This window comes from Devosia oryziradicis, assembly GCF_016698645.1.
GTDB classification, from domain to species: Bacteria; Pseudomonadota; Alphaproteobacteria; order Rhizobiales; family Devosiaceae; genus Devosia; species Devosia oryziradicis.
In genome coordinates, this window is the sequence record NZ_CP068047.1 from 2,327,477 (window position 1) to 2,340,435 (window position 12,959).

Annotated in this window: 18 protein-coding genes; 5 read left to right on the top strand and 13 right to left on the bottom strand. The window is 62.8% G+C overall.

The window, feature by feature from the left end; all coding sequences use genetic code 11:
* Positions 1-7: 7 nt before the first annotated feature.
* Genes gatB through JI749_RS11680 form a run of 4 tightly spaced genes read right to left on the bottom strand, consistent with a single transcriptional unit; the run spans position 8 to position 2,838 of the window.
* Positions 8-1,507, bottom strand: a complete 1,500-nt coding sequence (gatB, locus tag JI749_RS11665) for an Asp-tRNA(Asn)/Glu-tRNA(Gln) amidotransferase subunit GatB (RefSeq protein ID WP_201653861.1) — start codon at positions 1,505-1,507, stop codon at positions 8-10.
* Positions 1,504-1,935, bottom strand: coding sequence for a GNAT family N-acetyltransferase (locus JI749_RS11670; protein ID WP_201653864.1), 432 nt, complete (start codon positions 1,933-1,935; stop codon positions 1,504-1,506). The genes gatB and JI749_RS11670 overlap by 4 nt, the downstream gene beginning before the upstream one ends.
* Before the next feature lie 56 nt (positions 1,936-1,991).
* Complete coding sequence (locus JI749_RS11675) at positions 1,992-2,501, bottom strand: GNAT family N-acetyltransferase (protein WP_201653868.1); 510 nt, start codon at positions 2,499-2,501, stop codon at positions 1,992-1,994.
* A 25-nt stretch (positions 2,502-2,526) separates the two neighbouring features.
* A complete protein-coding gene (locus tag JI749_RS11680) occupies positions 2,527-2,838 on the bottom strand; it encodes a chorismate mutase (RefSeq protein WP_201653871.1) in 312 nt (103 codons plus the stop codon).
* Between the two features lie 244 nt (positions 2,839-3,082).
* On the opposite strand from JI749_RS11680, the gene JI749_RS11685 reads away from it, so the two are divergent.
* A complete protein-coding gene (locus tag JI749_RS11685) occupies positions 3,083-3,340 on the top strand; it encodes a YjhX family toxin (protein WP_201653874.1) in 258 nt (85 codons plus the stop codon).
* A 146-nt stretch (positions 3,341-3,486) separates the two neighbouring features.
* Here JI749_RS11685 and JI749_RS11690 read toward each other — a convergent pair whose 3' ends face one another.
* The 8 genes from JI749_RS11690 to JI749_RS11725 all read right to left on the bottom strand — a co-directional run bounded on the left by JI749_RS11690 (position 3,487) and on the right by JI749_RS11725 (position 8,135).
* The gene (locus JI749_RS11690) at positions 3,487-3,804 is read right to left on the bottom strand and encodes a hypothetical protein (protein WP_201653877.1); all 318 of its coding nucleotides are present in this window, start codon (positions 3,802-3,804) and stop codon (positions 3,487-3,489) included.
* Positions 3,805-3,934: 130 nt separating this feature from the next.
* A complete protein-coding gene (locus JI749_RS11695) occupies positions 3,935-4,288 on the bottom strand; it encodes a hypothetical protein (protein WP_201653880.1) in 354 nt (117 codons plus the stop codon).
* Between the two features lie 9 nt (positions 4,289-4,297).
* On the bottom strand, positions 4,298-5,782 hold the full coding sequence (gene gatA, locus JI749_RS11700; RefSeq protein ID WP_201653883.1) for an Asp-tRNA(Asn)/Glu-tRNA(Gln) amidotransferase subunit GatA: 1,485 nt from the start codon (positions 5,780-5,782) through the stop codon (positions 4,298-4,300).
* Positions 5,779-6,243 carry a hypothetical protein gene (locus tag JI749_RS11705; RefSeq protein WP_201653886.1) on the bottom strand — a complete coding sequence of 155 codons (465 nt, stop codon included), beginning with the start codon at positions 6,241-6,243 and terminating at the stop codon, positions 5,779-5,781. The genes gatA and JI749_RS11705 overlap by 4 nt, the downstream gene beginning before the upstream one ends.
* On the bottom strand, positions 6,231-6,746 hold the full coding sequence (locus JI749_RS11710; RefSeq protein WP_201653888.1) for a hypothetical protein: 516 nt from the start codon (positions 6,744-6,746) through the stop codon (positions 6,231-6,233). The genes JI749_RS11705 and JI749_RS11710 overlap by 13 nt, the downstream gene beginning before the upstream one ends.
* Complete coding sequence (locus JI749_RS11715) at positions 6,743-7,225, bottom strand: GNAT family N-acetyltransferase (protein ID WP_201653891.1); 483 nt, start codon at positions 7,223-7,225, stop codon at positions 6,743-6,745. Before JI749_RS11715 ends, JI749_RS11710 begins: the two co-directional genes overlap by 4 nt.
* Positions 7,226-7,513: an Asp-tRNA(Asn)/Glu-tRNA(Gln) amidotransferase subunit GatC gene (gatC, locus tag JI749_RS11720; RefSeq protein ID WP_201653894.1), complete on the bottom strand. Its 288-nt coding sequence runs from the start codon at positions 7,511-7,513 to the stop codon at positions 7,226-7,228.
* Between the two features lie 88 nt (positions 7,514-7,601).
* Positions 7,602-8,135: a hypothetical protein gene (locus JI749_RS11725; RefSeq protein WP_201653897.1), complete on the bottom strand. Its 534-nt coding sequence runs from the start codon at positions 8,133-8,135 to the stop codon at positions 7,602-7,604.
* A 49-nt stretch (positions 8,136-8,184) separates the two neighbouring features.
* Between JI749_RS11725 and ruvX the strand changes: the two genes are divergently transcribed.
* Positions 8,185-8,655 (top strand): Holliday junction resolvase RuvX, encoded by a 471-nt coding sequence (gene ruvX / locus JI749_RS11730; protein WP_201653900.1) that lies wholly within the window; start codon positions 8,185-8,187, stop codon positions 8,653-8,655.
* Here the strand turns inward: ruvX and JI749_RS11735 are convergent.
* On the bottom strand, positions 8,644-9,600 hold the full coding sequence (locus tag JI749_RS11735) for an AraC family transcriptional regulator (protein ID WP_201653903.1): 957 nt from the start codon (positions 9,598-9,600) through the stop codon (positions 8,644-8,646). The genes ruvX and JI749_RS11735 overlap by 12 nt on opposite strands.
* Positions 9,601-9,734: 134 nt before the next feature.
* On the opposite strand from JI749_RS11735, the gene JI749_RS11740 reads away from it, so the two are divergent.
* The 3 genes from JI749_RS11740 to pyrC all read left to right on the top strand — a co-directional run bounded on the left by JI749_RS11740 (position 9,735) and on the right by pyrC (position 12,959).
* The gene (locus JI749_RS11740; RefSeq protein WP_201653907.1) at positions 9,735-10,565 is read left to right on the top strand and encodes a Rossmann-fold NAD(P)-binding domain-containing protein; all 831 of its coding nucleotides are present in this window, start codon (positions 9,735-9,737) and stop codon (positions 10,563-10,565) included.
* Between the two features lie 112 nt (positions 10,566-10,677).
* Positions 10,678-11,667, top strand: coding sequence for an aspartate carbamoyltransferase catalytic subunit (locus tag JI749_RS11745; RefSeq protein ID WP_201653910.1), 990 nt, complete (start codon positions 10,678-10,680; stop codon positions 11,665-11,667).
* Entirely contained in the window at positions 11,664-12,959 is a 1,296-nt protein-coding gene (gene pyrC / locus JI749_RS11750) for a dihydroorotase (RefSeq protein ID WP_201653913.1), read from the top strand. Before JI749_RS11745 ends, pyrC begins: the two co-directional genes overlap by 4 nt.

The following is a 12,959-nucleotide window of genomic DNA, read 5'->3' on the forward strand; positions in this document are numbered from 1 at the left end:
CGCCGGACTACTCGATCCCGAGCTTCTTTTTCATCAGGTCGTTGAGCGCCTGCGGATTTGCCTTGCCGCCGGATGCCTTCATGGCCTGGCCGACGAACCAGCCGATCATGGTCGGCTTGGCCAGCACCTTGGCCACCTGGTCGGGATTGGCAGCGATGATCTCATCGACGATCGCCTCGATGGCGCCCATGTCGGTCACCTGCTTCATGCCGCGGCGTTCGACGATCTCGGCCGGTTCGCCCTCGGGCTCCTCGGCGATGATGACCTGCAGCAAGTCCTTGGCGCCCTTGGACGAAATGGTGCCTGCGGCGACCAGGTCGACAATGCCTGCGATCTGGCTCGGCTTCAGGTGGGTTTCCCAAACCGCCAGGCCCTGGCTGTTGGCATAGGCGGCGACGTCAGCATTGAGCAGGTTGGCCACGGCCTTGCCGTCCCGCTTAGTGCCGCCGAAGGCAACGCAGCTCTCGTAATAGTCGGCTGTTTCGCGGTCGAGGGTGAGCACCATGGCGTCATAGGCCGTCACGCCATAGTCGCTGACGAAACGCGCCTTCTTCTCGTCAGGCAGCTCCGGCAAGCTTGCTGCGAGATTGCTGATGAATTTCTCGTCGAATTCGAGCGGCAGCAGGTCGGGGTCGGGGAAGTAGCGATAGTCATGCGCCTCTTCCTTGGACCGCATGGACCGCGTCTCCCCAGTCTTGGGGTCGTAGAGACGGGTTTCCTGGTCGATCACGCCGCCGTCCTCAAGGATGTCGATCTGGCGACGGGCCTCGAACTCGATGGCCTGGCCGGCAAAGCGGATCGAGTTCACGTTCTTGATCTCGCAGCGCGTGCCGAACTCGCCGCCTGGGCGGCGCACCGAAACGTTGACGTCGGCGCGCATGGAGCCCTGCTCCATATTGCCGTCGCACGTGCCCAGATAGCGCAGGATGGTACGGAGCTTGCCCAGATATTCCTTGGCTTCCTCGGACGAGCGAAGGTCGGGCTTCGAAACGATTTCCATCAGCGCCACGCCGGAACGGTTGAGGTCGACGAAGCTCATGTTGGGATGCTGGTCGTGGATCGACTTGCCGGCGTCCTGTTCGAGGTGCAAGCGCTCGATGCCGATCTCGATCTGCCCCTCGGGCATGTCGAGCAACACCTTGCCCTCGCCGACGATGGGATCCTTGAACTGGCTGATCTGGTAGCCCTGCGGCAGGTCGGGATAGAAGTAGTTTTTGCGATCGAACACGCTGCGCTTGTTGATCTGCGCCTTGAGGCCAAGCCCGGTGCGGACGGCCTGGCGGACACATTCCTCATTGATGACGGGCAGCATGCCTGGCATGGCCGCGTCGACGAAGGACACGTTCGAATTGGGCGGATTGCCGAATTCCGTCGAGGACCCCGAGAACAGCTTGCTCTCACTGGTCACCTGGGCATGCACCTCCATGCCGATGATGACCTCCCAGTCGCCGGTTGAGCCATGGATGAAGCTCTTGGGATTGGGGGTGCGCGTGTCGATGAGGGTCATAGGCTCAGGCTCTTGTTCATTCTGACCTTGTCTATGGCATAACCAAGCGGACTGGAAAACTTTTCACCGCGCCAGACGACACGAAATCCGTGTCTTTCGTAAAAGCGAATGGCTTTGTAGTTGGTGGCTAATGTTTCAAGTTCGGCATCGGGCAGTCCCATGGCTGCGATTTCTGCCTCAAGCGCCGTCAGCAAGTTACCTCCAAGGCCAATACCCCGAAATTGCGGCGCTATCCAAAGGTCCGAGATGACATGATCGCCATGTTCTCGTGCACCCCAGCCGGCAGGTTCGCCATCCACTTCTATGACGAGAATCGCATGGGGCGCTTCGGCAGGAAATTTCTCGAATTCCGCCAGTAGAGCCGCCCGGTCAGCCCGGCCAGCATCGTTGGTGGCAAATTCGCTCGCCGCCCAGGATGCAAACCCCAAGGCGCCAAGTAGCCTGCCTTCATCGGCACGCGCTCTGCGGACTAATATTCGGGCCACTAATCTTCTTCGATCTCGCCCTCAAAGGGCAGCAGGCGCTTTTCGAGATGCACGCTCATGAACGGCTCGTGGGCCGCTCGCCCGTCGGGCCGCAGCGCCAGGATGCGGTAGCCCTGCTTTTCGTAGAAGCGGACGGCCCGCACATTGTCTGCCGGCGTCTCCAGATGCACACGATCGGCGCCCTCGAGTTCGAGCATCGATTCCATGCGCCGCAGCAGCATCGAACCCAGGCCATGGCCCTGCAATTCGGGCATGACGAAGAGGTAGGGGATATAGGCGCGACGCGCCGAACGTGAACACCAAGCGACGACGATACCGTCCACTTCGGCCACGATGATGCGGCTCAGAGTCTCGGCGACGGCCTGTGCCAGGCGGCGTTGCTCTGCCTGCTTGATGCCAGGCTGGTCGGTCAGCAGCGGATAGATACCGCTCTCCCAGGCGCGATAGGCAATGTCGGCCAGCCGGCGGGCATCTGCGGTCTCGGCCTTGCGAATGGAAATGCCTGCCATGCTGACCTCCTGGCCCGCAGTGGGCCTAGCCGCGGCGGCGCGCCGCGATGATGCCCTTCTCGTAGTTGATGTTCCAGTCGATCAGGGTCCGCCAGACAAGTTCGGCCTGATCCTCGTCAAGATCAAGAGCCAAACTGCGGTCGCGGACCTTGGCGATCACAGCCTCGATGCGGGCCGGGTCGCGCGCCTCATGCGGGTCGGTCTTGATCTGGGCCATGCGCGTCACATAGCGGTGACGCTCGGCAAACAGGGTCAGCAGCGCATGATCGATACGGTCGATCTCGGCGCGGACGTCATCCTTGGTCTGGCAGGCGTCGGGTGATTTTGAAGCAGTCACGGCAGGTTCCAGTCACGTTTGCTGTTGCTGGTTTGCACCGCCCTGCCCGCGATTTCAACCGCCTGTCTTGCGCATTCTGCACACTCGGCGCTATCAAACCCAGATGTCTAGTCAGTCTGAAACCGCCTGAAGCCCCGTCCTACGGCGACGGGGCATGAATGAACCAGTCGATCGCCGCGCGTGATGCCGGCGGCCGATATCGTTTGTTCGCGGGTTCAACCCCGCCCAAGGCGACAGACTTCCAATGGATATTTCACGCGACGAACAGCGGGTGCTGCATGCCCTCGCGCAGGGTGGCCGTATTGCGCTGCTCAAGGATAGTGCCGGCAAGGTGACCGGGCTCGAATTCTTCAACCGCGACGGCTGGCTGATGAGCAATTGCAGCCTGGTGCTGTTCAGGAAGCTCAAGGCCAAGAAGGCCATCAAGAGTTCGGGCGGCCAACCCTATCGGATTACCAAGCGCGGGCTGGAGCTCGTGCGCAGCGAGTATGACAACCGGTAGCTTGTTCACCCCTCCCTTGGGGGGAGAGGTCGACCCTCTTGGGTCGGGTGAGGGGCCTTCGACAAGCACCTGACCCAGTAAAGGCCCCCTCACCCGGCGCTACGCGCCGACCTCTCCCCCAAAGGGAGAGGTCAAGAGGGAGTCACCTAGTGCTTGGTAACCTCACTCAGCGCGGCGGCGATGTGTTCCCACTCGGCGCCGACGCTGGCCGTCGCCCTACGCTTGCCAGCCCGGCGGTACCAGTAGTCGGCATTGCCCATGTCGGCTTCGATCCAGTGCATCAGCGCATGCACCCAGTCGAATGCCTGCACGCCTTCCATCGCCTGGACAATATTATGCGCCTGCTCCCATTCGGGACCGACACGCAGGCCGCCCTTCTTGAGCCACCAGAGCGCCTGCAGCGGCTTGCTCATATCCTTGGGGGGCTCGGACCAGTCCAGCGAGGTGAAGATGTCAGCGGCCATCGGTGAAACCCTTGTCGGCCCGGACGCCACGCGCGGCGACGTCACAACCAATTTCAATTTGTGCATTGCGGGCAAATAAGGCGGATCGGCGCCACGATCAAGTGGCGCTGGCTGGTCTTGGTAATCGAGGCTAACGGGACGCGGGCAGTTCCAACTGGCGGGACCGCAGCACTGGCAGCAATTTACCCGCGGCAAGTCGCGCCTTCTTCCATTCCCAACTTGTCAGTTCAGGCGCATCGGCGGGCACCTTTTCAACAACTGCTACGAACGCAATGATGGCCTCTTGCTCCACCTTGGAGAAGGTCGAACTAGGTTCCTCCAGCAGGTACCTGGTATTTACGACAACCTCCCAGCGATACTCCGCCGGCAGGCTTACTCCTGCAGCAGGTGGTTCCACCAGCTGGCCGGTAATGCACTCAAGTGTTCCAATATAGTCTCCAAGCGCCGTCGCGAAGCTCTCTAGATCAGAGATTTGCTCCGGCATGGTCACTTCCTACCACCACGCCTTAGGCGCAAAGTCGCCACCAGCAGCCTTTTCGATCACGCGAGCCGCCGCGAACAGCGTTTCCTCGTCGAACGGCTTGCCGATCAGCTGGAGGCCGAGCGGCAGCCCTGCCCCGTCCTTGCCGGCGGGAACGGCGATGCCTGGAAGGCCGGCCATGTTCACCGTAACGGTGAAGACGTCGTTGAGATACATGGCGACGGGATCGGCAGCCAGGGCCTCGTCGCCGACGCCGAATGCAGCCGAAGGAGTCGCCGGGGTCAGGATGGCGTCCACGCCGGCATTGAAGGCGTCCTCGAAATCCTTCTTGATCAGCGTGCGGATCTTCTGCGCCTTGACGTAATAGGCGTCGAAGTAGCCCGCCGACAGCACGTAGGTGCCGATCATGATGCGGCGCTTCACTTCGCGGCCGAAACCGGCGGCGCGGGTGAGCTCGTACATGTCGGTGATGTCCTTGCCCGATACACGCAGGCCGTACTTGACGCCGTCATAGCGCGCGAGGTTGGACGAGGCCTCCGCCGGCGCCACGATGTAATAGGCCGGCAGGGCGTATTTCGTGTGCGGCAGGCTGATGTCCTTGACCGTAGCACCCTCGGCCTTGAGCCATTCGAGGCCCTGGGCCCAGAGCTTTTCGATCTCGGCTGGCATGCCGTCCATGCGGTATTCCCGCGGCACGCCAATGGTTAGGCCCTTCACACCGCGTTCGACGGCAGCGGCAAAGTCCGGCACGGCGAAATCGACACTGGTCGAATCCTTGGGATCGAACCCCGACATCGACGTCATCAGCAGGGCGGCATCTTCCACCGTACGGGCGATCGGGCCGGCCTGGTCGAGCGAGGAGGCGAATGCCACCACGCCCCAGCGCGAGCAGCGGCCATAGGTCGGCTTGATGCCGACCGTGCCGGTGAAGGCGGCCGGCTGGCGGATCGAGCCGCCGGTATCGGTGGCGGTGGCGCCGGCGCAGAGCCAAGCTGCCACGGCGGCGGCCGAACCGCCCGACGAGCCGCCTGGCACCAGATTGGCATTGCTGCCCTGGGCGCGGAACGGGCTGATGACGGGGCCGTAATAGCTCGTCTCGTTGGACGAGCCCATGGCGAACTCGTCCATGTTGAGTTTGCCCAGCATGACTGCGCCATCGCGCCAGAGATTGCTCGTGACGGTCGATTCATATTCCGGCTTGAACCCGTCGAGGATGTGGCTCGCCGCCTGGGTATGGACACCCTTGGTGCCAAACAGGTCCTTAATGCCCAGCGGAATGCCTTCCAGCGCCCCGCCCTGCCCCTTGCCGAGCTTTTCGTCGCTAGCCCTGGCCATGTCGAGCGCCTGGTCCGGCGTAACGGCAACATACGCGTTGAGCGCGGGATTGGCCTTCTCAATGGCCGACAGATATGCGCCGGTCAGCTCGGTGGCGGTGAAGCTCTTGGCCTTCAAGCCCTTGCGGGCATCGGCGAGGCTGAGTTTGGTCAGGTCAGTCAAAAGGGTATCTCGCTTAGATTGTCGCAGCGGTGATAGATGGTGGTGCCGGCCGGGGTCTCGGAGCTGGTCTCGGTTTCCGTATTGCCCAGCATTGCCAAGGTGGTGTCGGCGCTGGAGACCAGCTGGATGGAGGTATCGTCGTAGGGCGCGATGGCGATGGTATCGGGGTAGAGTTCGCCGGGCAGCTCGCAGACGGCATCCACAAAAAGCAGCGGCGAATTCGGCCGCTTCTTGATGTCGTAGAAATTGCAGTGAAATTCCATCGACTGGATGCCGCCCTCAAAGGTCATGCTGAGGAAATCCATCTCCATGAAGGCATCGACGCCTTGCTTCTCGATGGCCTGGCAAGCCTTAGGGTCGGTGACGTAGAGCTTGGTCTGGTCGATGACCATGGCCTCTTGCGCCATGGCACCCGTCAGGCTCACGCCCAATACCAACAATGCGGAAATCACTCTGGCCATGCGACATCCTCCAGGGTCAGCCCGTCGCATCTGCTATAGATGCCGGCATATTTGTCGTAGTCAGGAACGTCTGGTGCGCGCAGGTCTGCGCGCATGGAATAGAGCTGAACCTTCTCGCCGGCCGGATGGTCGATACCGTCATCGCCATTGGCAGCATTGATACCCTGGGCGAAACCGGACACGACCACCTGGTCGATGAAATCGAGATCATAGCCATGGCAACGCGCCGTGGCATAGAGTTCGATGTCCGCAGGCGTATCGGCAATGGGCGACAGGTCGGAATCGATATTGCGCATGGTGCAGACCAGCTCGCCGCCCGACCAAATGCCGTGGCGCGGGATCAGTACGGTAGCCTGCAGGTCGAACAGCACCTGCCCGAAATCCGCTTCGCCAGCCCGCTCGCAGGCCGCAGGATCGGACACAAACACGGCGTCATAGATGTCGTCGGCTGCTACCGAGCCGGTAGCCAGCAGCAGTATCGCGGTCGCCGGCGCCGTCCTCATGCCGGCACTTCCTGCTTGAGCGGCAGCTCAAAGAATGCCGACCATTCGCTATCGGGATAGTCGAGGAACGGGCCACGCGTAACGAAGCCGCTACGGGTGTAAAGCCGATGGGCCTCAGCCATGCCGGGCCCGGTGCCGGTTTCCAGCATCAGCGTGGGCAGGCCCTTCTCACGAGCCAGGTTGACGATGGCCTGGAGCAGCGCCGAGCCGATGCGCTGGCCGCGCACTTCCGGGTCCGTAAACATGCGCTTGACCTCGCCCAGCTCAGCAGAATGAACCTTGAGAGCCCCCATGCCGACGGCCCTGCCATCGTCGTCCCGTGCGACGAACAGGGTGGTGTGGGCCTCGGCCATCTGCTCGACGGTCATCTTGAACTGGAACTCGATCGGCGACAGCGGCAGCAGATGATCGTTCAGCTTGGCGACGAGGCCACGCACATCGTCCTGCAGCGGCGTTTCGATGGCGATGGTGACCGCCATTTACTCGACCACCTTGGGGACCATGAAGAAGTTGTCTTCGGTCAGCGGTGCATTGCTGACGATCTTTTCGGCATAGCCTCCATCGCTGATCACATCGTCGCGGCGGCGCAATGTCATCGGGGTTACCGAGGTCATCGGCTCGACGCCGTCGACATTGACCTCGCCCAGTTGTTCGACGAAGCCGAGGATGGCGTTGAGCTCCGTCTGGTAACCCGCTACTTCGCTTTCTTCGATGCGGATACGCGCCAGGCGCCCGATGCGCTTTACGGTTGCGGCGTCGACGGACATGACAAACTCCAGGTAACAGCAGCTCGATTTGCGCCGTTATTAGCAACCGCACGGCGGAAAAGACAATGAAAATGGCTGATGCAGCGCATCAGATTTCCAATGCCAGCCCGGCCTCGAGCGACACCAGGCCAGTGCCCTCGAGGCGGTCGCGTAGCGCGGTGATGGCAATATCGACCGCCACCTCGTCTCCGGCCAGTGCCAGCAGCCGCGGCGGGATGTTGTCGAGCACGGCAACGCCAAGCTCAGTCAGCCTTTCGCCGTGCCCAAACAACACGACGACAGCACTCTCCACCCAGCGTCCCAGCGGCGGAACGTCGCCCCTGACCAGCAGCAAGGGTGACTCGCCGATCACGTCCACCAGAACCGCCTCTGCCCCGACACACCAGGCATCCACAGTCGGCAGCCCGTCGCCCTCGTCGAGGAGTCTTGGTGGCTTGCGCGGTTTCCAGGTGCTGCCATCGGCACCCGCGAGGTCGGTGCCAAACCCAGCAATCACCCGGTCCGCGCCCGACACCAGCTCCGCGGCGTCGATCGCTTGTGGTGCGGCCTGGGGGTCCATCACAAGGATCGACCCGCCGACATGGATGCGGGTTGTCGTGCCACCGAACCAAGTGAGTTTCATGAACTGCTTTCCTGTCGCCAAACCGCCGCGCAGCCTATAGGACGAAATCATGACCGACGAGCCCGCCGACGATTTCGCCAACCCGCTCGAATCCATCCCTGCCGCGGGCCGGATCATGGCGCTCGACTTGGGCACCAAGACCATCGGCGTCGCCATCAGCGATGGCATGCGCTATTCGGCGACACCACTCGAAACCATCAAGCGCATCAAGTTCACCCAGGATGTCGAACGCATTCTCGAACTGGTGGCGCAGAATCAGATTGCGGCGATCATCCTCGGCCTGCCGCTCAACATGGATGGCTCGGAAGGCCCGCGCGTCCAGTCCACTCGCGCCTTTGCCCGCAATCTGGCGCAGAAGACGGCGCTGCCGATTGCTTTCTGGGATGAGCGGCTGTCAACGTCAGCGGTGACCCGCATGATGATCGAAGCCGATCTTCGCCGTGATCGCCGTGCCGAGGTCGTCGACAAGCTGGCAGCGAGCTATATCCTGCAGGGCGCGCTGGATCGGCTACGCCGCTAGCTTGCGCACGCCGCCCGGGGCAATGCCGAATAGCTGCTTGAACGCCCGCCCAAACGCCGCCTCGGACTGGTAGCCGGCCCGGCTCGCCACAACCCCAACGGGGTCCCGGGTCTCGAGCAGTTGCGCCCGCGCCAGATGCAGTCGCCATTGCGCCAGATACTGCGCCGCGGGCTGGCCCACCAGTTCGGTGAAGCGCGCCGAAAAGGCGGAGCGTGACATGCCGGCCTCTCGCGCCAGCTCGATCACGCTCCAATTCTGTTCCGGCCGGCGATGGATCAATGCCAAGGCTCGGCCAACCTGCCTGTCGCGCAGCGCAGCGAGCCAGCCCAGATTGGCTTCCGGTGCCGTATCGAGCCAGGCGCGGATGGCCTGGATCACCAGGATGTCGGCGAGCCGCGTTATGACTGTCTCACCACCCGGACGCATGGCACTGGCCTCGCGGGCGATCAGGCCCAGCGTGCTCTGCAGCCAGTTGCCGTCATCGCTGTCCCAGGCGTCGATGCGCAGCACGGGCGGCAGCAGCGATACCAGGCGCTTGGCGGCGACGCTGTCGAACTGCACCACGCCCGCTGTTGCCCGCGTTACAGCTCCGCCGCCACCATGCCGCATGATCTCGTAGCGGTCGCTGACCTTTTCGACGGGAACATCGAACAATGGCTCGGCTTCCACGTCGGGTGCGCTGAGTAGCTGGTAGGGCGTTCCGTGCGGCAGAAGGACCATGCCGCCCTGCTGGACCAGTTGCGGCGCCTCGTTGCCCATCTGCAGCCAACCATGCCCGGAGGTCACGATGACGAACATCATGGAGTCGATGAGTTGCGGGAACATGAGCCCCCAGGGCGCCGTCATCTCGGCGCGGCAGTAGAGGGTTCCGGTCAGGCGCAGCATGTGCAGTACCTCCCCGATGGGGTCGGACAATGGTGCTGGCTGGAAATGCGGATCTCTCATGCCGCTAACTAACCTGACTATGTATTGAACGTCTACATGATTGGACGTTCCGCACATTTTAGAGGCGTTCTTGTCATTGATGATCCGGGTCCTGCGGCGCACCTTCCAGAGATCGCAATCGCTGGAGCCCAATCATGACTCACCAACATCCAATTCTTGTCATCAACTGCAGCGGCAAGATCGGCAGCCGAGTTGCCGCCAATCTTGCTGCCCTGGCTGTTCCCCATCGCGGGGTATCGCGGCGTACCGCCATTCGGTTCGACTGGCAGGACGAAACGACATGGCCAGCGGCACTCGCCGGGACCAAGGCGGCCTTCGTCTCCTTCGTGCCCGATCTGGCGGCGCCGGAGGCACTTCCCATCATGCAGCGCTTCGTCGAGGCGGCGCGCGAGGCAGGGCTCACCAAACTGGTCTTGCTCACTGGCCGCGGCGAGATCGGGGCTATCGCGGCCGAGAACGTCGTGCGCGCATCGGGCCTCGCCTGGACCGTGGTTCGCGCGGCCTGGTTTAACCAGAATTTCAGCGAGGGTCATCTGCTGGATTCGGTTTTCGAAGGGCACCTCTACATGCCCGCCGCTGACCGTGCCGAGCCCTTTGTGGATGCCGGCGACATCGCCGACGTCGCCACCGCCGCGCTGCTCGATGATGTTCACAATGGGCAGATTTACGATGTGACCGGACCTGACCTGCTGACCTTTCACCAGGCGGCGGCGCTGCTGGCAGCCGCCACCGGCCGGCCGTATCAGTATGTGCCAGTAACGCTTGATGAGTTCCACGCGGGCCTGGTCGAGGCGCTGGGCGTGGAATGGGCGGATCTCCTGCGCACGGTTGCCGACGAGACCCTTGACGGGCGCAATTCCTGGGTGGGAGACGGCGTACAGCGCGCCATCGGCCGCCAGCCGCACGCCTTTGCCGATTTCTGTGCCCAAGCCTATGCCAGCGGCTCCTGGAGCCAGGCAGCCTGACGTCACCAAACTCATCAACGGCCGCTCATCCGGCCGTTGATTTCCTCGCCTTTGGCCTTGCCGACCGCGCCCCCCTCCGCTAGACCGCAGCAAATATCAGGGATGGGAGCGCATGGCCCAAGCACGCGCCAGCACAGCCTCAACGTCATCTGCCGCCTCGTCCGGCGATTTTCCTCCTTTCAACCAGCGCCATCTGCTCTCGATCGCCGATCTCAAGCAGCATGAGATCATCGATCTCCTTGACCGGGCCGAACGCATGGTTCCGGTCAGCCGGCAGGAGCGGAAAAGCCATCCGACGCTGTCGGGCAAGACCCAGATCAACCTGTTCTTTGAACCCTCCACCCGCACGCAGGGGTCTTTCGAGATCGCCGGAAAGCGTCTCGGCGCGCTGGTGATGAACATGTCGGTCAAAACCAGTTCGGTCAGCAAGGGCGAGACCCTGGTCGATACCGCGGCCACGCTCAATGCCATGCGTCCGGACGTCATCGTCGTCCGCCACTCGGCTGCCGGTGCGGTCGAACTGCTGAGCCAGAAGGTGGGCTGCGCCGTCATCAATGCCGGAGACGGGGCGCATGAGCACCCTACCCAGGCGCTGCTCGATGCGCTTACCATCCGCAATCACAAGGGCCGCATCTCCGGGCTCACCGTCGCCATCTGCGGCGACATCGCCAATTCCCGCGTCGTCCGCTCGAATCTGCTGCTTCTGGGAGCGCTCAACGTCCGCACCCGCGTCATCGCCCCGCGCAATCTCCTGCCATCAGGCATCGAACATCTGGCCACCGAGGTCTTCACCGACATGCGCGAGGGTCTGAAGGACGTCGATGTCGTCATGATGTTGCGCCTGCAGCATGAGCGCGCCAATGGCCGCATGATCCCATCCGTCCGGGAATACTACCGCTTCTACGGCCTCGATGCCGAAAAGCTCAGCTTTGCCAAGCCCGACGCCATTGTCATGCATCCCGGCCCGATGAACCGTGGCGTCGAGATCGACCCGGCGATTGCCGATGGTCCGGCCTCGGTCATCACAGACCAGGTGGAAATGGGTGTCGCCGTGCGCATGGCGGTGCTCGATGCGCTGCTGCCCGCGAGGAACGAGCCATGACCCGCCCGTTGTTCATCGAGAATGCGCGCATCGTCGACCCGGCATCGGGCAGCGACGGCCAGGGCGCTGTGCTTGTGGAAAACGGCATCATCACCGAAGTCGCGCTAGGCGCACCGGTTGGCGTTCCCGATGGCGCCGAGGTCGTCAATGCCAAGGGTCTCGTGCTGGCGCCGGGGCTGATCGACATGCGCGTGTTTACCGGCGAGCCGGGCAAGGAATATCGCGAAACGCTGCAATCGGCCGGCGACGCTGCCGCGGCCGGCGGCGTCACGAGCTTCGTGATGATGCCCGATACCGTTCCAGTGGTAGACGACGGTGCCCTGGTGGATTTCCTGATCCGCCGGGCCAAGGCGACGTCCAAGGTCAATGTCCTGCCCGCCGGTGCCATCACCAAGGGCCTTGCCGGGCAGGAAATGACCGAATTCGGCCTGCTGCAGGAGGCCGGCGCCGTCTGCCTCACCGATGGTCGCCATTCGATCCAGTCGACCGCGCTGCTCCGCACGGTGATGAGCTATGCCGCCAATTACGGCATGACGGTCGTCCACCACCTCTGTGACAAGAGCCTGAGCGGCGACGGCGTGATGAACGAAGGCCTGTTTGCCACCATATTGGGCCTCAAGGGCATTCCGCGCGAGGCGGAGACCATTCCTTTGGCGCGCGATCTCCAACTCGCGGCTCTCACCGGAACAAAATACCACGCCGCGCAGATCTCCTGCGCCAGTTCGATTGAGCTGATGGCGACGGCGAAAAAGCGTAACAGCTCCGTTACGTCAGGGGTTTCGATCAACAACCTCGCGCTCAACGAGAACGACATCGGCCGTTACCGAACCTTCTTCAAGCTCGGTACACCCCTGCGCTCCGAAGACGACCGCCAGGCCGTGATCGAGGGCCTGCGCAACGGCACCATCGACACCATCCACTCCGATCACGATCCGCAGGATACCGAGGTCAAGCGGCAGCCTTTCGCCGAAGCATCCGACGGCGCCATCGGCCTCGAAACGCTGCTGGCCGCCGCCTTGCGCCTGGTTCATTCCGGCGATGTGGAGCTCCTGACCGTCCTGCGCGCCATGACCATTCGCCCTGCCGAAATCCTCGGCCTGCCTTCTGGCCGCATCGCCAAGGGCGCACCAGCTGACCTGATTTTGGTCGACCTCGACTACCCCTGGCAGGTTTCCGAGCGCGAAATCCGGTCGAGATCGCGCAATACGTCCTTTGAGGGCGCGCGGCTTGCTGGCAAGGTGATGCGAACCATCGTGGGCGGGCAAACTGTCCACCTGCATGCGGAGGGCTAA